The 26,177-nt window shown below is 52.5% G+C and carries 31 protein-coding genes; 24 read left to right on the top strand and 7 right to left on the bottom strand.

What is annotated here, in order from left to right; genetic code table 11:
* Positions 1-18: 18 nt before the first annotated feature.
* Positions 19-204 (bottom strand): YhzD family protein, encoded by a 186-nt coding sequence (locus tag CWI35_RS06970; protein ID WP_014194986.1) that lies wholly within the window; start codon positions 202-204, stop codon positions 19-21.
* Between the two features lie 149 nt (positions 205-353).
* Between CWI35_RS06970 and CWI35_RS06965 the strand changes: the two genes are divergently transcribed.
* The 7 genes from CWI35_RS06965 to CWI35_RS06935 all read left to right on the top strand — a co-directional run bounded on the left by CWI35_RS06965 (position 354) and on the right by CWI35_RS06935 (position 5,856).
* Positions 354-1,253, top strand: a complete 900-nt coding sequence (locus CWI35_RS06965) for an ABC transporter ATP-binding protein (RefSeq protein ID WP_011230148.1) — start codon at positions 354-356, stop codon at positions 1,251-1,253.
* Complete coding sequence (locus CWI35_RS06960) at positions 1,246-2,475, top strand: ABC transporter permease (RefSeq protein WP_011230149.1); 1,230 nt, start codon at positions 1,246-1,248, stop codon at positions 2,473-2,475. The genes CWI35_RS06965 and CWI35_RS06960 overlap by 8 nt, the downstream gene beginning before the upstream one ends.
* Before the next feature lie 118 nt (positions 2,476-2,593).
* Positions 2,594-3,571, top strand: coding sequence for a 3'-5' exoribonuclease YhaM (gene yhaM / locus CWI35_RS06955; RefSeq protein ID WP_011230150.1), 978 nt, complete (start codon positions 2,594-2,596; stop codon positions 3,569-3,571).
* 23 nt (positions 3,572-3,594) lie between these two features.
* On the top strand, positions 3,595-3,723 hold the full coding sequence (locus CWI35_RS06950) for a hypothetical protein (RefSeq protein WP_014194989.1): 129 nt from the start codon (positions 3,595-3,597) through the stop codon (positions 3,721-3,723).
* A gap of 112 nt (positions 3,724-3,835) precedes the next feature.
* The gene (locus CWI35_RS06945) at positions 3,836-4,024 is read left to right on the top strand and encodes a sporulation YhaL family protein (protein WP_011230152.1); all 189 of its coding nucleotides are present in this window, start codon (positions 3,836-3,838) and stop codon (positions 4,022-4,024) included.
* Positions 4,025-4,153: 129 nt separating this feature from the next.
* Positions 4,154-5,236 (top strand): 3-phosphoserine/phosphohydroxythreonine transaminase, encoded by a 1,083-nt coding sequence (gene serC, locus CWI35_RS06940; RefSeq protein WP_011230153.1) that lies wholly within the window; start codon positions 4,154-4,156, stop codon positions 5,234-5,236.
* A gap of 95 nt (positions 5,237-5,331) precedes the next feature.
* Positions 5,332-5,856 carry a tryptophan transporter gene (locus tag CWI35_RS06935; RefSeq protein ID WP_011230154.1) on the top strand — a complete coding sequence of 175 codons (525 nt, stop codon included), beginning with the start codon at positions 5,332-5,334 and terminating at the stop codon, positions 5,854-5,856.
* A 94-nt stretch (positions 5,857-5,950) separates the two neighbouring features.
* Here CWI35_RS06935 and CWI35_RS06930 read toward each other — a convergent pair whose 3' ends face one another.
* Positions 5,951-6,139, bottom strand: a complete 189-nt coding sequence (locus CWI35_RS06930; protein ID WP_013146234.1) for a membrane protein YhzF — start codon at positions 6,137-6,139, stop codon at positions 5,951-5,953.
* 154 nt (positions 6,140-6,293) lie between these two features.
* On the opposite strand from CWI35_RS06930, the gene CWI35_RS06925 reads away from it, so the two are divergent.
* Positions 6,294-6,899: an HTH-type transcriptional regulator Hpr gene (locus tag CWI35_RS06925; RefSeq protein WP_011230156.1), complete on the top strand. Its 606-nt coding sequence runs from the start codon at positions 6,294-6,296 to the stop codon at positions 6,897-6,899.
* Here the strand turns inward: CWI35_RS06925 and CWI35_RS06920 are convergent.
* On the bottom strand, positions 6,892-7,233 hold the full coding sequence (locus CWI35_RS06920) for a YhaI family protein (protein WP_011230157.1): 342 nt from the start codon (positions 7,231-7,233) through the stop codon (positions 6,892-6,894). The two genes, CWI35_RS06925 and CWI35_RS06920, sit on opposite strands and share 8 nt — an antisense overlap.
* Positions 7,234-7,423: 190 nt before the next feature.
* On the opposite strand from CWI35_RS06920, the gene CWI35_RS06915 reads away from it, so the two are divergent.
* A complete protein-coding gene (locus tag CWI35_RS06915) occupies positions 7,424-7,603 on the top strand; it encodes a hypothetical protein (RefSeq protein WP_011230158.1) in 180 nt (59 codons plus the stop codon).
* 141 nt (positions 7,604-7,744) lie between these two features.
* On the opposite strand, the gene CWI35_RS06910 is transcribed toward CWI35_RS06915, so the two are convergent.
* Complete coding sequence (locus tag CWI35_RS06910) at positions 7,745-7,834, bottom strand: YjcZ family sporulation protein (protein WP_021322511.1); 90 nt, start codon at positions 7,832-7,834, stop codon at positions 7,745-7,747.
* Between the two features lie 255 nt (positions 7,835-8,089).
* Here CWI35_RS06910 and CWI35_RS06905 point away from each other — a divergent pair, with 255 nt between their 5' ends.
* Complete coding sequence (locus tag CWI35_RS06905) at positions 8,090-8,935, top strand: peptidylprolyl isomerase (protein ID WP_021322512.1); 846 nt, start codon at positions 8,090-8,092, stop codon at positions 8,933-8,935.
* A gap of 77 nt (positions 8,936-9,012) precedes the next feature.
* Here the strand turns inward: CWI35_RS06905 and CWI35_RS06900 are convergent, their stop codons facing one another.
* Positions 9,013-9,435: an HIT family protein gene (locus CWI35_RS06900; RefSeq protein WP_014194996.1), complete on the bottom strand. Its 423-nt coding sequence runs from the start codon at positions 9,433-9,435 to the stop codon at positions 9,013-9,015.
* Positions 9,436-9,687: 252 nt separating this feature from the next.
* On the bottom strand, positions 9,688-9,951 hold the full coding sequence (locus tag CWI35_RS06895; protein WP_119877624.1) for a hypothetical protein: 264 nt from the start codon (positions 9,949-9,951) through the stop codon (positions 9,688-9,690).
* 70 nt (positions 9,952-10,021) lie between these two features.
* Between CWI35_RS06895 and CWI35_RS06890 the strand changes: the two genes are divergently transcribed.
* The 9 genes from CWI35_RS06890 to CWI35_RS06850 all read left to right on the top strand — a co-directional run bounded on the left by CWI35_RS06890 (position 10,022) and on the right by CWI35_RS06850 (position 20,141).
* Positions 10,022-11,389 carry an ISLre2-like element ISGsp3 family transposase gene (locus tag CWI35_RS06890; protein WP_015374689.1) on the top strand — a complete coding sequence of 456 codons (1,368 nt, stop codon included), beginning with the start codon at positions 10,022-10,024 and terminating at the stop codon, positions 11,387-11,389.
* A 230-nt stretch (positions 11,390-11,619) separates the two neighbouring features.
* On the top strand, positions 11,620-12,357 hold the full coding sequence (locus CWI35_RS06885; protein ID WP_011230161.1) for an ABC transporter ATP-binding protein: 738 nt from the start codon (positions 11,620-11,622) through the stop codon (positions 12,355-12,357).
* Complete coding sequence (locus CWI35_RS06880; RefSeq protein ID WP_023633883.1) at positions 12,354-13,568, top strand: ABC transporter permease; 1,215 nt, start codon at positions 12,354-12,356, stop codon at positions 13,566-13,568. The genes CWI35_RS06885 and CWI35_RS06880 overlap by 4 nt, the downstream gene beginning before the upstream one ends.
* A 149-nt stretch (positions 13,569-13,717) precedes the next feature.
* The gene (locus CWI35_RS06875) at positions 13,718-15,118 is read left to right on the top strand and encodes a hypothetical protein (protein WP_020278960.1); all 1,401 of its coding nucleotides are present in this window, start codon (positions 13,718-13,720) and stop codon (positions 15,116-15,118) included.
* Positions 15,119-15,322: 204 nt separating this feature from the next.
* Positions 15,323-16,360: a uroporphyrinogen decarboxylase gene (hemE, locus tag CWI35_RS06870; protein ID WP_119878008.1), complete on the top strand. Its 1,038-nt coding sequence runs from the start codon at positions 15,323-15,325 to the stop codon at positions 16,358-16,360.
* 16 nt (positions 16,361-16,376) lie between these two features.
* Positions 16,377-17,327 (top strand): ferrochelatase, encoded by a 951-nt coding sequence (hemH, locus tag CWI35_RS06865; RefSeq protein ID WP_011230165.1) that lies wholly within the window; start codon positions 16,377-16,379, stop codon positions 17,325-17,327.
* Positions 17,320-18,759, top strand: coding sequence for a protoporphyrinogen oxidase (hemY, locus tag CWI35_RS06860; protein ID WP_011230166.1), 1,440 nt, complete (start codon positions 17,320-17,322; stop codon positions 18,757-18,759). Before hemH ends, hemY begins: the two co-directional genes overlap by 8 nt.
* Before the next feature lie 318 nt (positions 18,760-19,077).
* Positions 19,078-19,650, top strand: a complete 573-nt coding sequence (locus CWI35_RS06855) for a TetR/AcrR family transcriptional regulator (RefSeq protein WP_011230167.1) — start codon at positions 19,078-19,080, stop codon at positions 19,648-19,650.
* 158 nt (positions 19,651-19,808) lie between these two features.
* Complete coding sequence (locus CWI35_RS06850; RefSeq protein WP_235045609.1) at positions 19,809-20,141, top strand: YhgE/Pip family protein; 333 nt, start codon at positions 19,809-19,811, stop codon at positions 20,139-20,141.
* Positions 20,142-20,434: 293 nt separating this feature from the next.
* On the opposite strand, the gene yhfH is transcribed toward CWI35_RS06850, so the two are convergent.
* Entirely contained in the window at positions 20,435-20,572 is a 138-nt protein-coding gene (gene yhfH, locus CWI35_RS06845) for a protein YhfH (protein ID WP_011230169.1), read from the bottom strand.
* A 151-nt stretch (positions 20,573-20,723) separates the two neighbouring features.
* On the opposite strand from yhfH, the gene CWI35_RS06840 reads away from it, so the two are divergent.
* The 5 genes from CWI35_RS06840 (at position 20,724) to CWI35_RS06820 (ending at position 26,158) form a co-directional block, all read left to right on the top strand.
* A complete protein-coding gene (locus CWI35_RS06840) occupies positions 20,724-21,458 on the top strand; it encodes an MBL fold metallo-hydrolase (RefSeq protein WP_011230170.1) in 735 nt (244 codons plus the stop codon).
* A gap of 135 nt (positions 21,459-21,593) precedes the next feature.
* Positions 21,594-23,138, top strand: coding sequence for a fatty acid--CoA ligase family protein (locus tag CWI35_RS06835; RefSeq protein ID WP_014195010.1), 1,545 nt, complete (start codon positions 21,594-21,596; stop codon positions 23,136-23,138).
* Between the two features lie 127 nt (positions 23,139-23,265).
* Positions 23,266-24,273, top strand: a complete 1,008-nt coding sequence (locus CWI35_RS06830) for an ABC transporter substrate-binding protein (RefSeq protein ID WP_011230172.1) — start codon at positions 23,266-23,268, stop codon at positions 24,271-24,273.
* A gap of 129 nt (positions 24,274-24,402) precedes the next feature.
* Entirely contained in the window at positions 24,403-25,395 is a 993-nt protein-coding gene (locus CWI35_RS06825; RefSeq protein WP_011230173.1) for an ABC transporter permease, read from the top strand.
* Entirely contained in the window at positions 25,361-26,158 is a 798-nt protein-coding gene (locus CWI35_RS06820; RefSeq protein ID WP_011230174.1) for an ABC transporter ATP-binding protein, read from the top strand. The genes CWI35_RS06825 and CWI35_RS06820 overlap by 35 nt, the downstream gene beginning before the upstream one ends.
* The last annotated feature ends 19 nt before the right edge of the window (positions 26,159-26,177 follow it).

Here is a 26,177-nt window from a genome sequence, read left to right as displayed (position 1 = left end):
AACCCCGGGGTGTTTTGATTAGCGGTGAAATAAAATGAGCTTGCCGCTGGCATTGACGCAACGGTGTGTTTTGTCCCAACAGCCGCGCTCGCGCAGCTTTTGTTCACCGATTTTTTTCGCTTCTTCATCATTGGCTGCTTCAAACGTTTCATCGAGCAATTTTTCTCCGTCGCGCTCAAAAGCGGTCAACGTATACATCGGCATGTCACCATCTCCTTTCGCTGAATCATCATTCATTTCTCTTTCATTTAGAGGTTTGATAGGCAAATTCCTGCTTCTGTCTGAAACTTTTTTTGAGACTGCACGTTTTAATAATGTGGATGGAAAATTTGTTTTACGTTGGGGGAATGTGGATGAGTTTAGAGATCATTGAGGTGACGAAACGGTTTGGTCAGGCGACGGCCGTCGACCATTTGACGTTGACGGTTCCAGAAGGGGAGATGTTCGGATTGCTTGGGGCGAACGGAGCGGGAAAAACGACGACCTTTCGCATGATTTTAGGCCTTCTGCTCCCGACGGAAGGGGTGATCCGTTGGCAAGGCGAACCGATTGATTACTCGAAAGGCCATCTGATCGGCTATTTGCCGGAAGAGCGCGGGTTGTACCCGAAGCTGAAAGTGCAAGAGCAGCTTTTGTATTTAGGGCGGTTGCGTGGAATGAAGAAGACGGATATTCTTCCAGAAATCGACCGCTGGCTTGAGCGCTTCCATATCCGCGATTATGCCAACAAGCGGGTGGAGGAGCTGTCGAAAGGCAACCAACAAAAAATCCAGTTTATCGCTGCTGTGCTTCATCGACCGAAGCTATTAATCTTGGATGAGCCATTCAGCGGTCTTGATCCGGTGAACGTTGAACTGTTGAAAGAAGCGGTGCTTGATTTAAAACGGAACGGCACGACCATTGTCTTCTCGAGTCATCGGATGGAACATGTGGAAGAGCTGTGCGAACATGTCTGCATTTTGCGCCGCGGCCGCGCGGTGGTGGCTGGAGCGCTGCGTGAACTGAAACGTTCGTTTGGCAAACAAATCCTTGTTATTCAAGGGGACGGGCCGTTTGAAGAATTGGCGCGGTTTCCTGGCGTTTTGCAGTGGAAGAGGACGGCGGAAGGGGTGCGGCTGCAAATCGCCAATGAGGAGACGGCACAAGCGATACTCGGCCATATAGCAGGAAAAGTCGCGGTTCGTCTGTTTGCCTTGGAAGAACCGTCTCTGAATGATATCTTTATTGAAAAAGTAGGTGCGGCGTATGAATAAGTTTTTCCTTGTGGCGGGGCATACGTATGGAACGAAGCTGAGGGCGAAAGCATTTCTTGTGACAACCGCCATCACTTGCCTGTTGATCATCGGGGTGGCCAACATTCAGCCGATCATCGAGTTTTTCACCGGTGATGAAAAGACTCATGTCGCGGTCATTGACCGCACGGGATCTTTGTACGGTCCGCTTGAGAAGCAGGTAAGCCATGACCAAATCGCGTTGACGAAAATTACGGATATGGAAAACGAAGCGAAAGAAGCAGTCAAAGAAGGCAAATGGGACGGATTGCTCGTATTGTCCATGGATGCGGAAGGATTGCCGGAAGCGGTGTATTATGCCAATACGATTGTGGACAATCAGACGCCTGAGGAACTCAAACGAGCGCTAAGCCAGCTGAAAACAGCGCTTTCAGCCGCTAAGCTCGGCCTGACGGATGAACAAATGGCAGAGCTTTACAAACCGGTTCCGTTCCAAAAGGTGGCATTGGAAAAAAACGCGAAGACGGAAGAGGAGTTGAACCAAGCGCGCGCTCTTGTTTATGTCCTTCTTTTCGCGATGTATATGTTTGTTTTGATGTATGGAGGAATGATTGCGACGGAGGTGGCGACGGAAAAATCGTCGCGCGTGATGGAAATTTTAGTGTCAAGCGTCCCGCCGGTCCAACAGCTGTTTGGCAAAATCATCGGCGTTGCTCTTGTGAGCTTGACGCAATTTTTCGTTTTTTTCGCCGTCGCTTTCGCCGCGTTAAAAACGAGCGGGCAGGAAGTGTGGCGTTTCCTCGGATTTGACCACCTGCCGGCATCGATATTTGTGTATGCACTCGTTTTTTTCTTGCTCGGTTACCTCTTGTATGCGGTGCTATTTGCCGTGCTCGGTTCGCTCGTCAGCCGGGTCGAAGATGTGCAGCCGGCGATTACGCCGGTCATGATGTTGGTTGTCGCTGCATTTATGATCGCGATGTTTGGCTTGAATGCGCCAGAGTCGGCGTTCGTGACCGGCGCCTCGTTTGTTCCCTTTTTCGCTCCGATGCTCATGTTTTTGCGCATCGGCCTCGTTTCCGTGCCGGGGTGGGAAGTGGCGCTTTGCCTTGTGCTTTTAGCGGCGACGATTGCCTTGCTGATCTATTTTGGCGCCAAAGTGTATCGAGGCGGTGTGCTGATGTATGGACGAATGAACATTTTCAAGGATATAAAACGGGCCATTCAGCTAACAAAAAAATAAACAGCGTGACGGGGCGTTTGGGCCAATGTTTCCTTGCCGTTTCGGCAAGGCTTTCTTTTTGCCCTCTAACCGTTATGATATACTAGAAAGTACGTACAGAGAAACGGAGGAGAACGAAGTGGCGAAAGGCATCATCCATTATGAGGTTGGGGAACAAGTTGATCTCTTTTTGCTCATCAAATCAGCAACGAAAGGCATCGCCAGCAACGGCAAGCCGTTCTTAACTTTGATTTTGCAAGATAAAAGCGGCGACATTGAAGCCAAACTGTGGGATGTCTCGCCGGATGACGAAGAGCGGTATGTGCCGGAGTGCATCGTCAAAGTGGCGGGAGACATCCATAACTACCGCGGCAAATTGCAGCTGCGCATCCGTTCGATCCGTCCTGCTCATCCGGGCGATGCCGTGCGCATCGATGACTTTTTGGAGAAGGCTCCGCTCGGCCGCGAGGAAATGAAGGCGAAAGTCATGGAATACATATTTGCGATGGAAAATCCAAACATCCAGCGCATTACCCGCTATTTGTTGAAAAAATACGAAAAGGCGTTTTTTGAGTATCCAGCGGCGACGAAAAACCATCATGAATTTATCTCCGGACTGGCGTACCACGTCGTGTCGATGCTCGAGCTCGCCAAGGCGCTCATCCATCTCTATCCGTCGCTCAATAAAGATTTGCTTTATGCCGGCGTCATTTTGCATGACCTTGGCAAAGTGATTGAACTATCCGGTCCGGTATCGGCGGCGTATACGCTTGAAGGAAATTTGCTCGGACACATTTCGATCATGGTGAGCGAGATCAGCAAGGCGGCGGAACAGCTCGGCATTCAAGGTGAAGAAGTTGTCATTTTGCAACATCTTGTGCTCGCGCATCATGGCAAGGCGGAGTGGGGCAGCCCGAAGCCGCCGCTCGTCAAAGAAGCTGAGGTGCTTCATTACATTGACAATTTGGATGCGAAAATTACGATGATCGACCGCGCGCTCGAGAAGGTGAAGCCGGGCGAGTTTACGGAACGCGTTTTTGCCCTTGACAACCGCTCGTTTTACAAACCAGCGTTTTTGTCTGTTTCAAAGCCAAAAAATCCGGGTAGTAAAGAGTAGGGGCGGAAAAAGGGGGGATGATCATGATCGAACCGATCATTGAAATCGTCCCGACGACTCAGTATGAACAGGCGAAAGAAGAGTTGAACGAGCTGCGCCGACAGTGGAAGAAAGCGAAGAAGAAAACAAAGAAGAAGCGAAACGAAGCATAAGCGTTGTCCCTAAGAAAGAGGCGGCTTTCCCGCCTCTTTCTCCATGCATACTGCCCCCTTGTTGCGCGTATAGTGTACTAAGTACAAGACAAGCATACAAGGGGGAATGGCGATGCTCAGTTTGCCTTGGTGGGTGTATTTGGTTGTTGCCGGCATTATTTTCAGCGGCTATATGACCGTAAAAACGGCGGCGCGTGAGCGGGAAATCGACGAAGCATTCATTGAAAAAGAAGGGGAGATTTACATGGAGCGCATCCGAAAGGAGCGCGAGCGGCGGAAACAAGCGAAGTCCTTGCAATAGCAGGGGCTTTCTTTTTTTGGAAGATTTCGTTTGAAAGCGTTTTTTTCGAAAAATTCTCTTTCTTTTTTTGCGAATCGTGCTAGGATAATAATATCAATGGACTACCAGGAGGCAAAGTGAGGGATGACAATGAAACGCGCGTACAACTTCAACGCCGGCCCGTCAGCGCTGCCGCTTCCGGTGCTTGAACGGGCGCAAAAAGAGCTGCTTAATTTTCAAAACACCGGCATGTCGGTTATGGAATTAAGCCACCGAAGCAAGGAATACGAGGCTGTCCATCATGCGGCGAAAGAGCGGCTCAAGCGGCTTCTAAATGTGCCGGACGGATATGACATTTTATTTTTGCAAGGCGGGGCGAGCCTGCAGTTTTCAATGGTGCCGATGAACCTCCTCACGGAAGGGAAAATCGGCTGTTATGTGCTGACCGGGGCATGGTCGGAGAAAGCGCTGAAAGAAGCGCAAAAAATCGGTTTGACAACGGTCGTCGCTTCGAGCAAAGAAGCGAACTACACATACATTCCGCCGCTTGATGACGTCCAATGGCCGAAAAACGCCGCCTATGTCCATATTACGTCAAACAACACGATCTTCGGCACTCAATGGAAGGAATTTCCAAACACGCCGGTTGACTTGGTCGCGGATATGTCGAGCGATATTTTAAGCCGTCCGTTCGATGTCAGTCAATTTGCCCTCATTTACGCCGGGGCGCAGAAAAATCTCGGCCCGTCAGGAGTCACGGTTGTCATTCTCCGCAACGATTTGCTTGAGCGCATTCCGGACGGGCTGCCGACGATGCTTGATTACCGGACGCACCAGAAGAGCAATTCGCTGTACAACACGCCGCCGACGTTTGCGATTTACATGCTGTCGCTCGTGCTCGAATGGGTCGAAGAGCAAGGCGGTGTGGCGGCGATGGAAGAGCGCAACCAGCAAAAGGCGGCCGTGCTGTATGAGGCGATTGATGAAAGCGGCGGCTTTTACAAACCGCACGCCGAAAAGGGGAGCCGTTCGCTCATGAACGTCACCTTTACGCTTCCAAATGAGGAGCTGACGAAAACGTTCCTCGCCGAGGCGAAAGAACGCGGGTTTGTCGGGCTCGGCGGGCACCGATCGGTTGGCGGCTGCCGGGCGTCGATTTACAACGCGGTGCCGCTTGAGGCGTGCGAAGCGCTCGCGTCGTTTATGAACGAGTTCCGCCGCCGTTTTGCCTGAAAATTTCTTCTTCACTTTTACACTGCAAAGTGATATAATGATAGAAAAATTCTCGAGCAAAAGATATAGACGAGGAGAGATGAGGAGAGATGAGCATGAATGTGAGAGCATTAGTATCGATGGCGCTGTTAGTCGGAATCGGAGCCGTGTTGCACGCGGTCATTCCGGGGTTGTTTTTCGGAATGAAGCCGGATATGATGCTGGCGATGATGTTTTTGGCGATTTTGCTTTTTCCAAACGTCAAAGCGGTCGGCCTTGTCGGCGTCGTCACTGGCTTGATCTCAGCCATGACGACGACGTTCCCGGGCGGACAGCTGCCGAATATGATCGATAAGATCATCACCGCCTTTGTCGTGTTTGCCCTAGCGACTTTGATGAAAGCATACAGCCAAACGGTCATTGGGGCTTCAGTGCTGGCGGCAGTCGGCACGGTCATTTCCGGCGGGGTGTTTTTGGCTGCGGCGCTCTTGCTTGTCGGGTTGCCGGGCGGAGCGACGTTTTCGGCGCTGTTTGTCACCATCGTGCTGCCGACAGCGGCGTTGAACGCAGTGGCGATGGCCATCATCTATCCGATCGCATCGTCGATTTTCCGACGGATGAACGTTACAGCGCACGTGTAGACGGCGAAAAACCCGATCATTGCTGGTCGGGTTTTTTGCTATCAAAGAGAGAGTAGGAAAAAAATACTTATGCTCCATTTGTTTTTAACGCGTATTAGACATAGCTGAGAAGCCAAGCGGTGAGCAAGCAAATGAACGCTATTCCAATATAGCGCAAAGTCCGTTCTTTCAGCAATGCTTTCGGCGGGTACGCCCGCGCTTTCCATAAGGCGAAAAATGCGTTTATAAAAAGACAGAAAAATAAGAATCCGACAGCGATAAGCAGCCATTGTATATACACCATGGCATTCTCCTCCTGTATGCGCCAAGCGCCTTATGCTTACTACTATGAATATGCAAAAAAAATCATAAAAATAAATACTTTTGTCTTTATTCCTTTTTGTTTTATTGATATAATGGAGAGTAAAAAATACGGTGAGGGAAGAGTGGGTGGAACGATGAAAGCGACAGAACAGCATTATTCCATCAAAGAGGCGATGTTATTCAGCCAACGAATTGCCCAGCTGAGCAAAGCGCTATGGAAATCGATTGAAAAAGATTGGCAGCGGTGGATCAAGCCGTTTGACTTGAACATTAACGAACATCACATTTTATGGATCGCCTACCACTTCAAAGGAGCCTCGATTTCGGAAATCGCCAAGTTCGGTGTGATGCATGTGTCGACGGCGTTCAACTTCTCAAAGAAATTAGAAGAAAAAGGATTGCTTTCGTTTTCCAAAAAACAGGATGACAAGCGCAATACGTACATTGAGTTGACGGAAAAAGGAGAAGAAGTGTTGATGAAGCTGATGGAGACGTATGACCCGACGAAAAATGCCGTTTTCAATGGGGCGTTGCCGTTGCGCGAGTTGTACGGAAAGTTTCCAGAAATTTTAGAAATGATGTGCATCGTCCGCAACATTTATGGCGATGATTTCATGGAAATTTTTGAGCGGGCGTTTGAAAACATTAAAGAAGATTTTATCGAGCAGGACGGCAAACTTGTCAAGCGAAAGCCGAAAACGGAAGAGCACGAGAAAGAATTGGCCAGCCAGGCTAACTGATGGTGCGAATGAGCGTTTTCAGCTCGGTCATCAGCGGGACAAACATTTGTTGGGCCAAAAGAGCGTCAACTGTCTGTTCCAGCGGAAGGTTCGGATGAAGCATCCCAGCAAACTGCACGAGCAGGGGAGTGAAAATCGTCAACCCTTCCGCTTTTTGCTGTTCGTATTGGTCGGCAAGCTCTTGGCAAAACGCCAAGAAGGCGTCGACTTCTTCTTTGGTCAAATCCGCGCGGATGATGAGGGAATAAAATGGTTTTTTCGTTTCGTCGATCATTTCCATCAGCAGAGACTGGTGAAATTCCAGCTTGGCCACTCGCTTTTCCAACGATTCCATATATCGTGCTCCTTTTGGTGACGAAAATGTGACCGTTTTTACGTATATTTTACCGAATTTGTGCGCATTCACCAATAGAAAAATCGGTTTGTGTCCGGAAAAAGAAAAATGATTGATTTCCAGCCATGAACGATGTAAAGTTAAAGCCATGGGCGGCGTTTGGTGAAGATCAAAGAGGAGGGGAACAGTTTTGGTGCTTTATTTCATCCTCCTGGCGGTTACGGTCTTATTTTTTATCAACCAGCTCACACACTCGCTTTGCGCGCAGCGTGACATCCCGGAGGAGCAGCAGCCGGCGGTTTTTCGCACGATTAATGTCCTTATTACGATTTTATTAATCTCTTCTTACTTTGAAGTGTTGTTTACATGACTTTTCCCTGCTCTGACGGTTGATGCGGGGATTGTTATGTTTTTCTTTTGATGGAGTGAGTTCCATTGTCGTTGCCTCTCCCTTCGTTTCAAGGAAGGCGGCAAAAAAGGGTGCTCCTTTTGCGGGAGCACCCTCTTTCGTTTAGTAGATGACGCAGGCGCAGCCGACAATGATTAGCAAAATAAACAGCACAACAATCAACGCAAAGCCTCCGGAATAAGGTGCGCTCATCGTAACACCCCCTTTCGGCAAGAAGAAGCCTGTCGAGCGCTTCATCCTCATCATATGTATGGCAAGCGTGCATGTTATGGGCGGATGACTAAAGCGGAAAGAGGTTTTTTTTTCATTGGAAATATGGTATAGTTATTGTCGTGGCTGAAGAGGCGAGCATGTTGTTTCTTGGGCGCGCTTGGGCGCCATTCGATCTGCGCCGCTTGAAAGCGTGGGAACATTCAATCGAAAAAAGATGTAGGAGTTGTGAAGCGAATGAAAAAATGGATGATGGCCGCTGCCGTCGTTTCGCTCATGGCTTTGTCGGCCTGCAGCAACGACGGTTCGGAAGCGATTGTGGAAACGAAAAACGGCAATATTACGAAAGACGAATTTTATAATGAGATGAAAGAGCGCGTCGGCAAATCCGTCCTTCGTGATTTGATTGACGAAAAAGTGTTGAGCAAAAAATACAAGGTAACCGATGAAGAGATCGACCGCGAAATCGAACGAATCAAGGAAGCGTATGGAACGCAATATGATTTGGCCGTGCAGCAGAACGGAGAAAAAGTGATCCGCGAAATGGTCAAGCTCGATTTGCTGCGGACGAAAGCGGCCGTTGAAGACATAAAAGTGACGGAGAAAGAGCTGAAGGAGTATTATGACAACTACAAGCCGAAAATTCGTGCCAGCCATATTTTGGTCAAAGATGAAAAAACAGCAAAAGAAGTAAAGGCGAAGCTTGATAAAGGCGAGGATTTCGCCAAGTTGGCCAAAGAATACTCCCAAGATCCAGGCTCGGCGTCCAACGGCGGCGATTTAGGCTGGTTTGGCCCAGGGAAAATGGTCAAGGAGTTTGAAGAAGCCGCCTATAAGCTGAAAGTCGGCGAAGTGAGCGATCCGGTGAAAACGGATTACGGCTACCATATCATTAAAGTGACGGACAAAGAAAAGAAAAAGTCGTTCAACGAAATGAAAGACGAAATTGCGTTTGAAGTCAAACGGAACAAGCTTGATCCTGCGACGATGCAGTCAAAAGTGGACAAATTGGTGAAAGATGCCGGTGTTGAGATCAAAGACAAAGATTTGCAAGATGTGATCGAGCAGCAAGGAAAACAGTAAAAAAACGGAAGCAGAACATCCCTGCTTCCGTTTTTTTATTTGTGGGCTTGACCTTTCTGCTGTTCAACAACGGGAGATCAGCCGAGCTGCTCGCGAATGGCGGCCGCGATCGCCTGCAGGTCAGCGGGCGTATAGTCGCTTGCATGCGACTTCCAGACCGCGCCAAACCCATCCCCTTTGCCGTAGCGTGGAATGAGGTGAAGATGGTAATGGAACACCGTCTGCCCCGCTTGCTCGCCATTGTTGTTCAATAAGTTGAGCCCGACCGGGGAAAATGCTCGCCTGAGTGCATTGGCAATCGTCGGCACTGCGCGAAACAGTTGGCCGGCCGCCTCCGACGTGAGGGTGAAAATGTTTTCCGTATGTACTTTCGGGATGACAAGCGTATGCCCTTTTGTCACTTGGCTGATGTCCAAAAACGCGAGCACATGGTCGTCTTCGTACACTTTCGCCGCGGGCAATTCGCCGTTAATGATTTTGCAAAAAATGCAATCGCTCACTGTGGTCACCCTTTCCTTCCTATTTTCTTCATTTTACCATAAAAAAACCGGGATGTAATCCCGCAACGCAGGTTACATCCCGGTTGGTGAAAAGGGGAGAGGATGATTCAAGCAAATGTGCGTTTGATGAACACCCCATTTGCAGCAAAAATTGGTTCGGCGTGAGCGCTTCCTTTGTTCAACGTGACCATCCCCTTTGGACAGGCTCGTTGCTTCCCAGCAACGAATGCGATGGTCGCTTCCTAGGAACGTTTACAACGTTTTGCGGCTCACAACGGTGTCTTTGACGAACACCCCATTTCGGATGGATCGTTCATCAACTTTTTGATTCCTCATCCCCTCTTCGCTATTTATCATGCCCGGCTTGAGTGAGTTTATGCAAAAGAACGGTGTGAGTGTGAGTAAAATATTTGTGGGTGACATTCCGAAATGATCCCCGACGAGGGTTGCGAACTTTTGTTCGCGACGCTCGTCGGGGCCACCAAGCGAAGCGCGGTAGAAAAAAGCAAATGTCATGCAAAAAGGACTCTCTCCCTGCTATGATGGTGATTGTCAACATCAACCGAAAACAGGAGGGAGAGAGTCCATGAAACATCTTACCACAGAATGGCCTTTATTAAAAGAGCTGGAGGAACAATTAGTCAGAACTCTTCAAAAGGTGTTCGCTGTCTTGTTGGCGGCCCTTTTGGAGGAGATTGATCAACAACTGGCGGAAGCGCGGGACAAGCGCCGGTATCAGCTGAAAGACAAACGGCCGACTACGATCCAAACGCTGTTTGGAGAAGTGACGTTTCGACGGAACTACTACTATGACCGGCAAACGGGGAACTATACCTTCTTGCTGGATGCCGAATTAGGCTTTGATGGGGCCCGATCGATCAGTCCTTGCCTCGAGGAAACGGCGGTCGAGTTGGCCGTCGAGTGCTCTTCCTACCGCAAAGCGGCCCGTACGTTGGAGTCGATCGTGGGGTATGCGGTCATGAGCCACGAGGCGATTCGCCAACTGGTGCTGGAGGCCCCTGTCTCGCTGCACCGCCCTGTTTCCCAACGGCACGGCCGGGTGCTGTTTGTGGAGGCGGATGGACTGTTTATTTCCCGCCAGGGGAAAGGGAAACGGGCGAAAGAAGAGAAAATCCTGGCGGTTCACGAGGGATGGAAACGAAACGGTTCGCAGCTCGAGCTCGTGAACCGGCGCCACTACCTCCATGAAGGGGAGGGAGACGTGTGGGAACGGTTCGAAGAGTGGCTGATGAACGAATATGCCTATGATCCGTGCCGGGACCTGTTGATCATCAACGGCGACGCGGCGTCGTGGATCACGGCCTGCCGGGAGTATTTTGGGAAGCGGGCGTGCTTTCAGCTGGATCGATTTCATGTGGCGCGGGAGCTGCGTCAGTGTCTGTCCGGCCATCCGCGTTGGCGGGAGGTGCGGAAGAAGCTGGCGAAACAAGACGAAGAGGGGCTTCTCGTGGAGCTGAACAGCGCGGTCGGCACGTTGGAGGACGAAGCGAAAGAGAAGCAGATGGCTGCCATGATCCGCCGGATCGAGTCGATGCCGGGATGCATCCGGGACTATCGGGAGTGGCTGTCGGAGCAAGGGGTGGAGACGACCGGCATGCGTCCGATGGGCCACGCCGAGAGCGTGATGAGCCGGTTTGCGCATCGGGTGAAATCCCGCCGCAGCTGGAAAGACCAAGGGCTTCGGGCGTTTCTGAGGGCGATGGCGGCCCGAATCGACGGGATTTGGCGGAGAAATGGGCAGTTGGTGGAGGAAGAAGAGACCCGAACGGCGGCCTCGGCCTCAACAAAGTCCAAGCGGATCGAACAGGCCAAACGGAAGGCCGGACGGTTATGGGCAGATGTGGTGCGTCAGAATCTACCGTGTCTGCAGCGGTCATCCGGGACACCGATCCATCAAGCGTTGTCGGCGCTCCGGGATGGTGGTTGGGTGTAAAAAAATGGAATATCGTATCATCGCCTCAAGATGAGGGATGAGAGTCCGAAAGCGCTTACGATATTAATTCCTGAAAATGGTTCGCTAACTAGTGATTGACAACGCCCGTAGTGAACCGAAAAAATGTTCTCCACAAAGTCTTGACTGACTCACGGTGTGATCTTTTTTGGTAAGCGAGGCTATAGTTTGGTACAATGGGGACAAAGGCCAGAACGGAAAGGGAGCGGACGATGACGCTTTTAGAAGTGAAGGATCTATCCGGAGGCTACACGGCGCAAAACGTGCTTGAAGACGTGACGTTTGTGGTCGACCGCGGCGAAATGGTCGCCTTGATCGGCCTAAATGGAGCCGGCAAAAGCACGACGATCAAACATATTATCGGCTTGATGGAACCGCGCCGCGGCGCGATTTCCATTAACGGCTATCGGCTTGCGGACGGGCCGGAAACGTATCGAAGGCAGTTTGCTTATATCCCGGAAACGCCGGTGTTGTATGAAGAATTGACGCTTGAGGAACATTTGCGTCTAGCAGCGATGGCGTACGGGTTGAGCGAAGCAGAGTATGAACGCCGCCTTCCGCCGCTGCTTCGCGAGTTTCGATTGGAGCGGCGGCTTTCCTCGTTTCCGGCTCATTTTTCGAAAGGAATGAAGCAAAAAGTCATGATTGTATGCGCCTTTTTGCTTGAACCGCCGCTTTATATCATCGATGAGCCGTTTCTCGGCCTCGATCCGCTTGCCATTCACGCCCTGCTTGAGCGAATGAATGAACAGAAAGCGAAGGGGGCGGGCATTTTGCTGTCGACGCACATTTTAGCGACGGCAGAGCGGTATTGCGACTCATTCGTTATTTTGCACAACGGCCGCGTCAAGGCCAAAGGGACGCTCGATGACATTCGCCGCCAGTTCGGGCTGCGGGGGGCGTCGCTTGATGAACTGTACGTCGAATTGACAAAGGACGATGCGCCATGATTGACGCCCGCCGTCTTTGGAAGCAGCGTTTCCAATTGGAATGGCGAAAACGGATCCGCTACTTGCGCTATATGTTCAACGACCATTTGCTCGTCGGTTTGATCATTGTGCTTGGCGGCATAGCGGTGATGTACGAGCGCTGGGCGGCGGCGCTTCCTGACTCGTTTCCGTATCCGGCTATTGCGGCGGTCGTGTTCGGCTGGGCGGCGGCCGCTGGATCGGTGCGCACCTTGTTCCGCGAGGCGGATACGGTGTTTTTATTGCCGGCGGAAGAACGGCTCGGTCCGTATATTCAGCGGGCGTTTTTCGTCTCATGGTTATGGCAGGCGTACGGCCTTTCTTTGCTTTTGCTGTTGGCGGGTCCACTGCATGCTCGCTTTTCCCCGGTGTCATGGCCGCTTTTTTTGTTCGGTCTTTTCTGCTTCAAAGGATGGAGCTTATGGGCCAGTTGGCAAGGAAGCTACATCGCCGATCCGTCTTTTCATCGCTTTGGCGCATTTACGCGTTTCATCCTAGCGGCGGTGTTCGTTTATTTGGTGCTGGTTGCGGCCCCATGGCCATTTTTTGTCGTTTTGGTCGGTTTGATGGCCGTTCTGTCCATCTGTTTGTCACGGTTGACGAGAGGGAAAACATGGAAATGGGAACGGATCATCGTGGAAGAACAGCGAGCGGCCACGGCGTTTTACCGGCTGGCCAACTTGTTTACCGACGTTCCGGAATGGCGGGAGGCGGCAAAGCGGCGGCGCTGGCTTGATTCGCTGCTCGCTTTGATTCCGTACGACAAGCGGCATGTGTTTTTTCATTTGTATGCCCGCACGTTTTTGCGCGCCGGCGGGTATGCTGGTCTGTATGTCCGTCTCACTGCGATTGGAGGCTTCATGTTGGCTGTGATCGATCACCAATACGGGCGGGCGGCCATCGCATTTTTGTTTCTTTACGCGACCGCTGTTCAATTGGCCGCGCTGCCTTCCCATCATCGCTATTCGCTATGGCCGCGGCTGTACCCGTTGCCGCAGGCGCAACCGGATGCTGCGGCGGTTCGGTTGCTTTCCATTCTGCTGATTGGGCAAAATACGGTATTCCATCTCGTACTGTTGGCTGTTTCCCCGCGCCTTCTTTGGCTCGCCACTTGGCTTGGCGGAAACATATGGGGGCTTTGGATGGCAGGGCGGTACGTGCGCCTGCAACGTGGGCAGAAAGCCGGACGCTAGTGCTGTTTGTGCTGGCGCCGGCGTTTTTCATTTTCAATGGATGGCCGAAGCTTTCACACCTTTTTTCCCGCTTCATATGCTGTAGTACACCGGCCTGGGCGCATGTCCAGCGGGTCGGGCTGGAAGTTGGGAAGAAAGGGGAATGATTCATGGGTGTAGAGCTTGTAGCGCTGCACTGGATTTACTTGCTGTTCATCGTGCTCATTATTGGGTTTATGGTCGCCCGCAAAGATACATCGCTCATTTGCATTGCCGGCATCTTTTTATTGGCGGCGGTCGCTACCCATTCGTTGAGCGCGGCGGTCAGCGGAGTGTTTAACAGCTTTATTTACGCGATTACGGAGCTATTGCCGACGATTTTAGTCATCTCTATTATTGTGGCGATGAGCAAAGTGTTGTCGGCCACCGGCATCAATGATGTCATGGTTTCGCCGTTTGTCCGTTTCATCCGTACGCCGGCTTGGGCGTATTGGACGATCGGAATTTTGATGATGATCATTTCTTGGTTTTTCTGGCCGTCTCCGGCTGTTGCTCTCATGGGGGCAGTTCTGTTGCCGGCAGCGGTCCGAGTGGGCTTGCCGGCGTTGGGAGTGGCGATGGCGATGAACTTGTTCGGGCATGGCATCGCGCTTTCCGGCGATTTTATCATCCAAGGGGCGCCGAAATTAACGGCCGATGCCGCCGGGCTGCCGGTCGGCGATGTCATCGCTGCCAGTGTGCCGCTTGTTTTTGTAATGGGGGCCGTCACAACGGTCACGGCGTTTTACTTGCTGCGCCGTGACATGAAGCGAGGGCGACTGGCAAGCGGGGAGGCGGAAATGGCTGCAACGGTCGATTCGACGCTGGAGAAAACAAGTCATTTACTGACGGGACAAACGAAAAAATGGCTTGCGCTGTTGATTCCGATTTTGTTCGCCCTTGATGTCATCGCGATGTTTTATTTGCGGTTGCAAGGCGGGGAAGCGACCGCCTTGGTTGGTGGGACAGCGATTTTCATTTTGATTCTCATCTCCGTTCTCGCCCATCGGCAAGAAAGTTTTGCGGAAGTGACAAATTACTTTATTGAAGGGTTTCAGTTCGGGTTTAAAGTGTTCGGCCCTGTTATTCCGATCGCCGCGTTTTTCTATCTTGGCGATGCGGGGTTTGTGAAAATCATCGGCGACTATTTGCCACAGGCATCGCAAGGCATCGTCAACGATTTAGGGGTTGCCTTGGCTCATGCGGTGCCGCTGAACAATGAGGTGGGGGCGGTTACGCTCACGATCGTCGGGGCGATTACTGGTCTTGACGGCTCCGGGTTTTCCGGCATCTCGCTCGCCGGTTCGATCGCTCATTTGTTTTCTGTAGCGATCGGCGGCGGAACGGCAACGTTGACGGCGCTCGGCCAAATCGCCGCCATTTGGGTCGGCGGCGGCACGCTCGTTCCGTGGGCGCTCATTCCAGCCGCAGCGATCTGCGGAGTTGACCCGTTTGAGCTGGCGCGCCGCAACCTCATTCCTGTTGCTGTCGGCTTGGTGGTTACGACCGTTGTCGCCATGTTTCTCATCTGAACAGAAAGCTGTCCCGTGCGGCCGGGGCAGCTTTTTTGCTATAATGGGCATGGACTTAAAAATCGGTCGATTTTTTGACAGTTCGCCTTCTTCTCTATACATTGGGTACGGAAAGCTGTATAGTGAAAAGGAGATAGGCAATGTTTGAAGGCAAGAAAAGGCGAAACCATTGACGGGATTGTGAGGAAAGAAAGGCGGATGGAGATGGCTAGACAGATCAATGATACATTTTTGCGCGCCTGCCGCGGCGAACAAACATCGTACGTGCCGGTTTGGTATATGCGGCAAGCCGGACGGTCGCAGCCGGAGTATCGGGCGCTGAAAGAAAAATATTCGCTGTTTGAAATTACGCATCAACCGGAGCTTTGCGCGTACGTCACCAGACTTCCCGTTGAGCAATATGGCGTCGATGCCGCCATTTTATATAAAGACATTATGACACCGCTGCCGGCCATTGGCGTGAACGTCGAGATTCAGGGCGGCATCGGGCCGGTGATCGCAAATCCGATTCGCTCGCTTCAAGACGTCGAGCGGCTTGGGGAGATTGATCCAGAACATGATGTGCCGTATGTGTTTGAAACGATTCGGCTCCTTGTCAACGAACAGTTGGATGTGCCGCTCATCGGGTTTGCCGGGGCGCCGTTTACGTTGGCGAGCTACATGATTGAAGGCGGTCCGTCAAAAAATTATCATAAGACGAAAGCGTTCATGTATGCTGAACCGAAAGCGTGGTTCGCCTTAATGGAAAAGCTCGCTGAGATGACGATCCGTTATGTGCGGGCGCAAATTCGGGCAGGGGCAAGCGCTGTGCAAATTTTTGATTCTTGGGTTGGCGCCGTTAGTGCTGACGATTACCGGACGTTTATCAAGCCGGCGATGGCGCGCATTTTTGCCGCTTTGCGGGAAGAAGGGGCTCCGCTCATTATGTTTGGCGTCGGCGCCAGCCACTTAGTGCATGAGTGGAACGATTTGCCGCTTGATGTCATCGGCCTTGACTGGCGGCTTTCGATTCGCGAAGCGCGCCGCCAAGGCATTGCGAAAGCGATTCAAGGCAACTTGGATCCGGCGGTGCTTCTTGCGCCGTGGGACGTGATCGAAGAACGGGTGAAGCGCATTTTGGACGAAGGGATGGAACGGCCGGGCTACATCTTCAACTTAGGCCACGGCATTTTTCCGGATGTTCAGCCGGCGACACTGAAGCGTCTGACCGCTTTTATCCACGAATATACGTCAACGAACTAAACGAGGGGGTGGCACAATGGTGAAAAAAACAGCGGGGCTGCTCGTGATGGCGTACGGAACGCCGTACCGGGAAGATGATATTGAACGGTATTATACGCACATTCGCCATGGGCGCAAGCCGCCGCAAGAACAAATCGAGGATTTAAAAGCGCGCTACCGGGCGATCGGCGGGTTGTCGCCGCTTGCGAAAATTACGGAAGAGCAGGCGAAACGGCTCGAGGAGCGGCTGAACGAAGTGCAAGATGAAGTCGAGTTTCGCATGTATTTAGGGCTCAAACATATTGAGCCGTTCATTGAGGATGCCGTCGAGCGCATGCATGATGACGGCATCAAAGAAGCGGTTGGGATCGTCCTAGCCCCTCATTATTCCACATTCAGCATTCGCTCGTACAATGAGCGGGCGAAAGCGGCAGCAAAAAAGCTCGGCGGACCGACCATTTACACGATTGATCAATGGTATGACGAGCCGAAGTTTTTGCAATATTGGGCAGAACAAGTGCGGGCGATTTTTGCCGCCATGCCGGAACGTGAGCGGGAGCGAGCTGTGCTGATCGTATCCGCACATAGTTTGCCGGAAAAAATTATTCAAGCCGGTGACCCGTATCCAACGCAGCTCGAAGATACAGCGAAACGAATTGCTGATCAAGCCGGCGTCGCCCACTATGCCGTCGGCTGGCAAAGCGCCGGTCAGACGCCGGAACCATGGCTTGGGCCGGACGTGCAAGACTTGACGCGCCAGCTTTACGAAGAGCGCGGCTATACGTCGTTCGTTTACGCGCCGGTCGGTTTTGTCGCCGACCATTTGGAAGTGTTGTATGACAACGACATTGAGTGCAAACAGGTGACGGAAGAGATCGGCGCCCGCTATTACCGACCGGAGATGCCCAACACGAATCCATTGTTTATTGATGCATTGGCGTCGGTTGTGTTAAAGCGGTGGGCGGAAGAAGGCGATCGACATGAATGAAGGGCAACGGACGGTCGTCATCATTGGCGGCGGCATTACCGGCTTGACGGCTGCTTACTACTTGCAAAAAGCGATTCGAGAGCAACGCCTCCCACTTGCATGCAAACTTGTCGAGGCGACGCACCGGCTCGGCGGAAAAGTGCAGACGGTCGTCCGCGACGGTTTTGTCATTGAACGCGGTCCAGACTCGTTTTTGGCGCGGAAAACGAGCGCGTTTCGCCTTGTGAAGGAAGTCGGCCTTGAACATGAGATCGTTCATAACGCGACCGGAACATCGTACATTTTGGTCAACGGCAAACTCTATCCAATTCCGGGCGGAGCGGTGATGGGCATTCCGACGCGCATCGCCCCGTTTTTAACGACCGGACTGTTTTCCCCGGCCGGCAAGCTGCGGGCGGCGCTTGACTTTGTGCTGCCGCCGGTGAAAGTCGATGGTGATATGCCGCTTGGCCGCTTCTTCCGCCGCCGCCTCGGCGATGAGGTGGTGGACAATCTCATTGAACCGCTGCTTTCCGGCATTTACGCCGGCGACATTGATGAGATGAGCCTAATGGCGACGTTTCCACAGTTTTTTCAGCTTGAGCAAAAATACGGAAGCCTTGTCCGTGGAGCGAGACGAACGACGCCGAAAGAGCAAAAAGAGCGGAAAGGGGCGTTCCAGACGTTAAAAACGGGCTTGCAGTCGCTCGTTGATGAAGTGGAAAAACGGCTTGAGCCGGGCAGCGTTATCAAAGGGGTGCGTGTCGAGCGGATCGTTCGCACCGATTCGGCGTATCGGCTGCAACTGAGCACAGGAGAGGTGTGGGGGGCAGACGGCATCATCGTGACAACGCCGCATCATGTTGTGCCCGACATGTTCGCTGACTATCCGTTTTTCGCCCCGTTCCGTTCAGTGCCGCTGACGTCGGTGGCGACGGTGGCGCTCGCATTTCCGGAGGAGGCGATCCGCCAAGACATTGACGGCACCGGGTTTGTCGTTTCGCGCCGCAGCGATTACACGATGACAGCGTGCACATGGACGCATAAAAAATGGCCGCACACCGCGCCGCCTGGCAAGGCGCTCTTGCGCTGCTACGTCGGGCGCCCGGGCGATGAGGAGATCGTCGACCAACCTGATGATGAGATCGTCCGCGTTGTATTGGATGATTTAAATAAAGTGATGAATATTGCCGGCCAACCGGAGTTCGCCGTCATCTCGCGCTGGAAGCGGGCCATGCCGCAATACACGGTCGGGCACCGCGAGCGGCTGGCGCACATTAAACGGCAGATGGGCGATGCGCTGCCGGGGGTGTTTTTGGCCGGCAGCTCATACGAAGGGCTCGGATTGCCGGATTGCATTGACCAAGGCGAAAAAGCGGTGCGTGACGTGCTTCTGTATTTGCAGCAAGCGCCAGTTCAACAGACGTCCGATCTGTACAGCAGCGTCCGTTAATCGACGGTTTTCCAACGCCCTGGTCCGTTCGCCGCTCACATTTGGACGTCGGTGCGGCCGCCAGCCGGTTGAAGCGAAAAGAAGCGGATGGCTGTTTGTCTCTTTTGGCTCGTGGAAGTGGTTTCCGCTGCAAAAGGGATGTGAAAAGAACGTGGGAGAAGCTTCAACGGCGCTTCTACCCATTTGCTTGGAAAGGATGAGGGAGCAGGAAGAAATTCCGTCCCCAATGCGACGGCCCTTTACATCCATGTTGTTTGATAGTATAATGGATACGGGTTGACCAAATTGTTCATTTAGTCAATTTGAAGGATGAGGAGTATGGCAAGCGACCGCAAACGGCAAATCATCGAAGCGGCGGCCCAATCGTTTGCTGCCTTTGGCTACAAGGCGACGACGATGGAGCAGATCGCCAAGCTCGCCAACGTCGGCAAGGGGACGATCTATACGTTTTTTAAAAGCAAAGAGGAACTGCTTGATGAAATCGTCTCCGGATTGATTATGGAAATCAAGGCGGAAGCGGAGCTGGCGATGGACTCGTCACTGCCGTTTTCCGAAAACGTCCACCGCGCCTTGTACCGCATTTTGGAATTTCGCCAGCGCCATCAGCTGACGGCGAAGCTGCTTCAAGAAGTGCGCAATATCGGTACGGCGGCGGTGCAAGAAGTGCTTGCCAAACTGGACCGGGCAATGGTCGAGTTCATTCGGCAAAAAATTGATGCGGCGGTGGAAAAAGGGGAGATTCGTCCGTGCAATTCGGAAATTACGGCATTTTTGATGCTCAAGACGTACATCGCCTTGATCGTCGATTGGGAAAAAGATCATGAACCGTTGACAAAAGAACAAATTGCTGAATTGTTTACGCTCTATTTTTTGCAAGGATTGTCGAGATAGATGATCCTCTTTTTTTGTTGGAAATTGACCATACGGACAATTTGGTCATCTGTACAAAGGAGGGAGCGTCATATGCTGCGAAAAGAGATGCGGGCCATCGTGCTCCGCCCGAATTTGCTTGGCATTTGTTCACTTGGATCATCAGCATAACGTTTATGATGATTGTTCAATTCCTTGTCACCGTGTTTGACAACCCAGGCCGGTTTCTTGCCATTTTGCTATTGATTGCCCAGCTAGTTGGAAGCGCCGGCACGTATCCGATTGAGCTCGTTCCGGGTGCGTTGCAGTCGCTTCATCCGTGGCTGCCGATGACCCATGCGATCCGTGGGTTGCGAGCAGTCATTTCAAGCGGCGATTTCTTGGTCATGTGGAAGGAAGCTGCGATATTGCTTGCGACAGCCGCGGTCTTTGCCTTGGCGACGCTCGTGTATTTTCTCCTTCGGTATCGCCGCCGTTATGCGGTATGGACGGAAACAGCGGCTCAAACGTGATGATTGAACCATGCCGTCTCGAAGGCGTCCTAAAAAGATTGGGACGCCTTTTTGCATTGGCCAATATCGGAATCAAACAACAGATGGAATTAAAACCATTTTCTAGGACGAGGGATTGCTTTTTGCGGATGGGCCGCCATTAGAACGTTGTGTGTGATGGCGCCCCTGAGATTGGCAAAAAAAAAATGCCTCTTAGCTGGAGGCAGTCAAGAGAAAAGGCAGGCTGCATTGGGGAACAGCCAAACGCCGGCGGGGCAGCCGGCGAACGTGACGCAAGGGCAGCGTCCGCTCACCTATTGGCGGTAAGCGGCGCCAAGGCAATCAGAGCACGTGTTGCCGTAGCATTCATGCTGCTCGTCAATCTCTTTGCCGCAGTGCAGACATTTTTTTGGCGGTAAGTTTCTGAAAAATTCCAACACTTTCATCAACATTCCGATCCCCTCCGTTGTCTTGGTAATTTTATTGTATTATAACACACAACAAAATGTCAATAGGTGTTTTAAAACAAAAATCAACAAAGATGAAAAAATAGGCGCGGTTGTGTATGATGAAGACAAAACGAATGGAAGGAGAGAACCGAAAATGAAAGTGACGGTCATCGGCTATTGGGGAGGATTCCCTGCCGCCAATGAAGCGACATCGGCGTATTTGTTCGAGCATGATGGATTTTGCCTGCTCGTTGATTGCGGCAGCGGGGCGCTTGCCAAGCTGCAAAACTATACGGCTGTGGAAAACTTAGATGCGGTCATCATCTCCCATTATCATTACGACCATATCGCCGACATCGGCCCGCTCCAATACGCGCGTCTCATTCATAAAAATTTGGGAGCTGACCTTCCCGTCTTGCCGATTTACGGCCATGTGGAAGACGAGGCGGCGTTTTCCCGCTTGACGCACAGCGGCATTACGGAAGGAATTGCCTATGACCCGAATGGGACGCTGGCTGTCGGGCCGTTTTCGATCACATTTATGAAAACAGTCCATCCGGTGCCATGCTACGCGATGCGCATTACTGCCGGCGGCAAGACGGTTGTTTATACGGCCGATTCAAGCTATATACCGGAGTTTCTTCCGTTTGCCAAAGGAGCCGACTTGCTCATTTGCGAGTGCAACTTTTACGCTGGGCAAAACGCGGCGCCGGCTGGGCATATGACGAGCGAGGAGGCGGCGGCCATCGCGGAGGGAGCACGTGTCGGAGAATTATGGTTGACGCATTTGCCACACGTTGGCCGGCACGAGCAGCTGGTTGAGGAGGCTGGCCGGACGTTCCGCGGTGTCATCCGCCTCGCCCACACCGGCCTAATATGGGCGCAATAGGCCAAAATAAGAGAGAACAGCAAAGGAAACGCTTTCCCTTGCCCTTTGCTGTTCTTTTTTTTATAATAAATATAGTTCGAATTTTTTTACTTATAAAATGAATGGTCATTCATTCATTTTGGGGGAGGAGCGTATATGAACGTAACGACGCGGTTGGCGCAAATCGCTAAGCAGTTGCCGGACAAGGAAGCGTATGTGTTCATGAAAGAGCGGTGCACGTATCAACAATTGGACGAAGCCATTTCCCGATTTGCCGACGGGTTGGCGCGGCTTGGCGTTCGCCGAGGCGACCATATCGCCTTGTTGCTTGGCAACTCGCCGCAGTTTGTCATCGGCTTGTACGGGGCGTTGCGGCTTGGGGCGACCGTCATTCCGATCAATCCCATTTACACGCCCGAGGAAATTTCTTATATTTTGCACAACGGCGACGTCAAGGCGGTGATCGGCCTCGACTTGCTCGCTCCGTTGTTTGTGGAGGCGAAGAAGCGGCTTCCGCTGCTCGAGCATGCGATCGTTTGTGAAACGCCGGAAGGGAAGGAGAAAGGTGTTTCGCTGTCGGAAGGGATGAAATCGTTTGCAGAAGTGTTGGCGGACGGCAGCCCGGACTTTACCGGACCTGAACTGGGTGATGACGATGTCGCCGTCATTTTGTACACATCGGGGACGACCGGCAAGCCGAAAGGGGCGATGCTCACTCATAAAAACATATACAGCAATGCGCAAGATACGGCTGATTATTTAGGCATCAATGAAAACGATCGCGTCATCGCCGCGTTGCCGATGTTTCATGTCTTTTGCTTGACCGTGGCGCTCAATGCCCCGCTGATGAACGGCGGAACGGTGCTCATCATGCCAAAGTTCAGCCCAGCAAAGTTGTTTCAGCTGGCCCGAGAGGAAAAAGCGACGATTTTTGCCGGCGTGCCGACGATGTACAATTTCCTTTATCAGTACGAAGGTGGAAGCGCGGACGATTTGCGGACGCTCCGCCTTTGCATCTCAGGAGGCGCTTCAATGCCGGTCGCTTTGCTTGAAAACTTTGAGAAAAAGTTCAACGTCATCATTTCGGAAGGATATGGGCTTTCGGAGGCGTCCCCTGTCACCTGCTTTAATCCGCTCGATCGGCCGCGCAAGCCTGGTTCGATTGGAACGAACATTAAAAACGTTGAAAATAAGGTCGTCAACGAATACGGAGAAGAAGTGCCCGTCGGCGAAGTTGGCGAGCTTGTCGTTCGCGGGCCGAACGTCATGAAAGGGTACTACAAAATGCCTGAAGAGACCTCGGCCGCCTTGCGCGACGGCTGGCTGCACACCGGTGATTTGGCGCGCATGGACGAGGACGGCTATTTCTACATCGTCGACCGAAAGAAAGAGATGATTATCGTCGGCGGCTACAACGTGTATCCACGCGAAGTCGAAGAAGTGCTGTACAGCCATCCGGATGTCGTTGAAGCCGCGGTGATCGGCGTGCCGGACCCGGATTACGGAGAGGCGGTGCGGGCGTATGTCGTCGCGAAAAATCCGGAGTTGACGGAAGCAGAGCTCATTGCTTACTGCCGTGAGCGGTTGGCAAAATATAAAGTGCCGAGCGCGATTGACTTTTTGGACGAGCTGCCGAAAAATGCGACAGGAAAAATTTTGCGAAGAGCGCTAAAAGAGCGGCTCGCGTCTTCCCATGCTTGATGGTGCTGAATTTTCAGCACCTTTTCTTTTTTTTGAATAGTATATTGAAAACAAGTAGATAAATTTATATAATTTAACACATAAAAGTTTAAAAGGACTAAACTTCTCTACATAGGGGGATGGGATCATGGGCCAATCGATTCGGCGGTTCGCCGCGGTGTGTGCAGCCGGCTTTTTGTTGCTTGGCGGCTGCGGCGGCGCGAAAGAGACGGGAAGCAGCCAGGGAAGCGGCGGGAAGAGCGGGAAAGAAAAGACGTACAAAATCGGCGTGACGCAAATTGTCGAGCATCCATCGCTCGATGCGGCGCGCAAGGGATTCCAGCAGGCGTTAAAAGACAAAGGGCTGTCCGTTGAGTATGACGTGCAAATCGCCCAAGGCGACCAAAGCAACAACCAAACGATCGCCAATAATTTTGTTTCGGACGGCGTCGACTTGATTTTTGCCAACTCAACGCCAAGCGCGCAGGCGGCGCTCAATGCGACAAAAGACATTCCAATCGTGTTCACTTCGGTGACTGACCCAGTCGGCGCACAGCTTGTCCAATCAATGGAAAAACCGGGCGGCAATGTGACGGGAACGACCGATACGCACCCGGAGGCCATTCCGAAAACGGTGCAGTTTATTGACAAATATATCAAAGGCAACCGTGTCGGCATGGTATATAACGCCGGCGAACAAAACTCAGTCGCTCAAATCGAACAGGTGAAAAAGGCGATGCAAGGAACGGACTTGCAAATCGTTCCTGCATCAGTATCGACATCAGCAGAGGTGAAGCAGGCGACCGAGTCGCTCGTCGGCAAAGTCGATTGTCTGTACATCATCACCGACAACACGGTCGTCTCGGCGCTCGAGTCGGTGATCCAGGTGGCGAATGAACACGACATTCCGCTTTTTGTTGGTGAACTGGATTCCGTCAAGCGCGGCGGTTTTGCGGCGTACGGGTTCGACTATTATGACATCGGCTACGAAGCGGGGGAAATGGCGGCGCAAATTTTGCAAGACGGCAAAAAGCCAGCCGATTTGCCGGTGCAATATCCACAAAAATTGAAGCTTGTCATCAACAAAAAAGCAGCGCAAGAAATGGGCATCAAGCTCAATCCGGAATGGGATTCCATTGCGGAATATATTGAATAAGCGGCCGTCCCTCCTTCGATGAAGGAGGGGGGCCAAAAAAGTAGGGAAAAGTGCGTTTTGGCACTCAACGTGTCACATGCGCCTTTGGTGTGTTTCCGAAAAGGTAGGTGAAAAGTTGTGTGGACAGCGATGTTCAGTTCCGTCGAAGCCGGCTTGATTTACGCCGTGATGGCGCTCGGCGTCTATTTATCGTTTCGCATTTTGGATTTTCCCGATCTGACGGTTGACGGCAGCTTCGTCACCGGCGCGTCCGTCGCCGCCGTGCTGATTGTCAATGGAGCCAATCCGTTTGCCGCCTCAGCCGCGGCGCTTTTGGCCGGCTTTGCCGCCGGGGTGTTGACTGGGCTTTTGCATACGAAAGGGAAAATCAATCCACTGTTATCCGGCATTTTAATGATGATCGCTTTGTATTCGGTCAATTTGCGCATTATGGGCAAATCGAACGTTCCGCTGTTGCAGCAGGAAACGGTCATCACAAAAATCACAGCCGCCTGGCGGCAAGCCGGATTGGATGCGGCGCTCAACCGACTCGTTTCCTTCACCGGTTTTGCGCCGCGGACATGGGCGGTGCTTGTGTCAATGGCGATTGTCGCGCTAATGGTCAAAGGGCTGTTGGATTGGCTGCTGAAAACAGAAGTGGGGATCGCCTTGCGGGCAACTGGAGACAACAAGCCGATGGTGGCGAGCTTTTCCGCCAACACCGATTGGTTGATCGTGTTTGGCCTTGGGCTGTCGAACGCGCTCGTGGCGCTTTCCGGAGCGCTCGTCGCCCAGTATGGCGGATTCAGCGACGTCGGGATGGGAATCGGGATGATCGTCATTGGGCTCGCTTCCGTCATCATCGGGGAGGCGTTGTTTGGCGCCCGTTCGGTCGCACGCGCGACGTGGGCGGTCATCGGCGGCGCCATCGTCTACCGTCTTATTTTGGCGCTCGCTTTGCGCGTCGAGTTTTTGGAGACGGGCGATGTGAAATTGATTACCGCGCTCATTGTCATGCTGGCGCTCGTCGTGCCCAACACGTTGGCGGCGCAAAAAGAACGGCAGCGGAAAAAGCGGAGGGTGCGGCAGTTGGAGAGGGGGGAAACCGTTGCTGGAGCTGAAACGAATTACAAAAGTGTTTAACGAAGGAACGGCTGACGAGAAAATCGCTTTGCGCGGCATTGATCTGACGCTTGCCCCCGGCGATTTCGTCACCGTCATCGGCAGCAACGGCGCCGGCAAGTCTACGCTCATGAACATCATTTCCGGACGGCTGTCTCCTGATACCGGCGAAGTGTGGATCAACGGCTGCGATGTAACCGCGCTCAAGGAGCATGCGCGCGCCCGCTACATCGGCCGCGTCTTTCAAGACCCGATGGCCGGCACCGCCCCGCATATGACGATTGAGGAAAATTTGGCGCTCGCCTACAACCGGACGAAGCGGCGCACGTTAAGTCTTGGCGTCACGAAGCAAAAGCGCGAGTGGTTTCGGGAAACGTTGCGAACGCTTCATTTAGGGCTTGAAGACCGGCTCGCCGCCAAAGTCGGACTTCTTTCCGGCGGGGAGCGGCAGGCGCTTTCCTTGTTGATGGCGACGTTTACAAAACCGGATGTGCTGTTGCTCGATGAACATACCGCCGCCCTTGATCCGGCGCGGGCGGAGTTGGTCACGGAGTTGACGAAGCAAATTGTTGAGCAGCACCGCCTGACGACGCTCATGGTGACGCACAACATGGAGCAGGCGATTCGCCTTGGCAACCGGTTGATCATGATGGATGGCGGGCAAATCATTTTTGCCGCAGAAGGAAAGGAGAAAGAGGAGCTGACGGTCGAGCGGCTGCTTGAGGCATTCCAACGCATCCGCGGCAGCCAGTTTGCGAGCGACCGCGCCGTGCTCAGCTCATAAACGAAATGAGGTGTCCTTC

Source organism: [Bacillus] caldolyticus, from assembly GCF_003595605.1.
Lineage (GTDB): Bacteria > Bacillota > Bacilli > Bacillales > Anoxybacillaceae > Geobacillus > Geobacillus thermoleovorans.
This window is presented reverse-complemented; position numbering and strand designations above follow the sequence as displayed.

Coding starts and splice junctions, on each gene's coding strand:
- CWI35_RS06890 (WP_015374689.1), top strand. CDS start 10,022: ATGAAACATCTTACCACAGAATGGCCTTTATTAAAAGAGCTGGAGGAA.
- serC (WP_011230153.1), top strand. CDS start 4,154: ATGAAACGCGCGTACAACTTCAACGCCGGCCCGTCAGCGCTGCCGCTT.
- CWI35_RS06880 (WP_023633883.1), top strand. CDS start 12,354: ATGATTGACGCCCGCCGTCTTTGGAAGCAGCGTTTCCAATTGGAATGG.
- CWI35_RS06850 (WP_235045609.1), top strand. CDS start 19,809: ATGATTGTTCAATTCCTTGTCACCGTGTTTGACAACCCAGGCCGGTTT.
- CWI35_RS06970 (WP_014194986.1), bottom strand. CDS start 204: ATGCCGATGTATACGTTGACCGCTTTTGAGCGCGACGGAGAAAAATTG.
- CWI35_RS06895 (WP_119877624.1), bottom strand. CDS start 9,951: ATGACATTTGCTTTTTTCTACCGCGCTTCGCTTGGTGGCCCCGACGAG.
- CWI35_RS06855 (WP_011230167.1), top strand. CDS start 19,078: ATGGCAAGCGACCGCAAACGGCAAATCATCGAAGCGGCGGCCCAATCG.
- hemE (WP_119878008.1), top strand. CDS start 15,323: ATGGCTAGACAGATCAATGATACATTTTTGCGCGCCTGCCGCGGCGAA.
- CWI35_RS06925 (WP_011230156.1), top strand. CDS start 6,294: ATGAAAGCGACAGAACAGCATTATTCCATCAAAGAGGCGATGTTATTC.
- yhfH (WP_011230169.1), bottom strand. CDS start 20,572: ATGTTGATGAAAGTGTTGGAATTTTTCAGAAACTTACCGCCAAAAAAA.
- CWI35_RS06935 (WP_011230154.1), top strand. CDS start 5,332: ATGAATGTGAGAGCATTAGTATCGATGGCGCTGTTAGTCGGAATCGGA.
- CWI35_RS06965 (WP_011230148.1), top strand. CDS start 354: ATGAGTTTAGAGATCATTGAGGTGACGAAACGGTTTGGTCAGGCGACG.
- CWI35_RS06960 (WP_011230149.1), top strand. CDS start 1,246: ATGAATAAGTTTTTCCTTGTGGCGGGGCATACGTATGGAACGAAGCTG.
- CWI35_RS06835 (WP_014195010.1), top strand. CDS start 21,594: ATGAACGTAACGACGCGGTTGGCGCAAATCGCTAAGCAGTTGCCGGAC.
- CWI35_RS06950 (WP_014194989.1), top strand. CDS start 3,595: ATGATCGAACCGATCATTGAAATCGTCCCGACGACTCAGTATGAACAG.
- hemY (WP_011230166.1), top strand. CDS start 17,320: ATGAATGAAGGGCAACGGACGGTCGTCATCATTGGCGGCGGCATTACC.
- CWI35_RS06885 (WP_011230161.1), top strand. CDS start 11,620: ATGACGCTTTTAGAAGTGAAGGATCTATCCGGAGGCTACACGGCGCAA.
- hemH (WP_011230165.1), top strand. CDS start 16,377: ATGGTGAAAAAAACAGCGGGGCTGCTCGTGATGGCGTACGGAACGCCG.
- CWI35_RS06910 (WP_021322511.1), bottom strand. CDS start 7,834: ATGAGCGCACCTTATTCCGGAGGCTTTGCGTTGATTGTTGTGCTGTTT.
- CWI35_RS06920 (WP_011230157.1), bottom strand. CDS start 7,233: ATGGAATCGTTGGAAAAGCGAGTGGCCAAGCTGGAATTTCACCAGTCT.
- CWI35_RS06840 (WP_011230170.1), top strand. CDS start 20,724: ATGAAAGTGACGGTCATCGGCTATTGGGGAGGATTCCCTGCCGCCAAT.
- CWI35_RS06825 (WP_011230173.1), top strand. CDS start 24,403: ATGTTCAGTTCCGTCGAAGCCGGCTTGATTTACGCCGTGATGGCGCTC.
- CWI35_RS06905 (WP_021322512.1), top strand. CDS start 8,090: ATGAAAAAATGGATGATGGCCGCTGCCGTCGTTTCGCTCATGGCTTTG.
- CWI35_RS06875 (WP_020278960.1), top strand. CDS start 13,718: ATGGGTGTAGAGCTTGTAGCGCTGCACTGGATTTACTTGCTGTTCATC.
- CWI35_RS06945 (WP_011230152.1), top strand. CDS start 3,836: ATGCTCAGTTTGCCTTGGTGGGTGTATTTGGTTGTTGCCGGCATTATT.
- CWI35_RS06930 (WP_013146234.1), bottom strand. CDS start 6,139: ATGGTGTATATACAATGGCTGCTTATCGCTGTCGGATTCTTATTTTTC.
- CWI35_RS06830 (WP_011230172.1), top strand. CDS start 23,266: ATGGGCCAATCGATTCGGCGGTTCGCCGCGGTGTGTGCAGCCGGCTTT.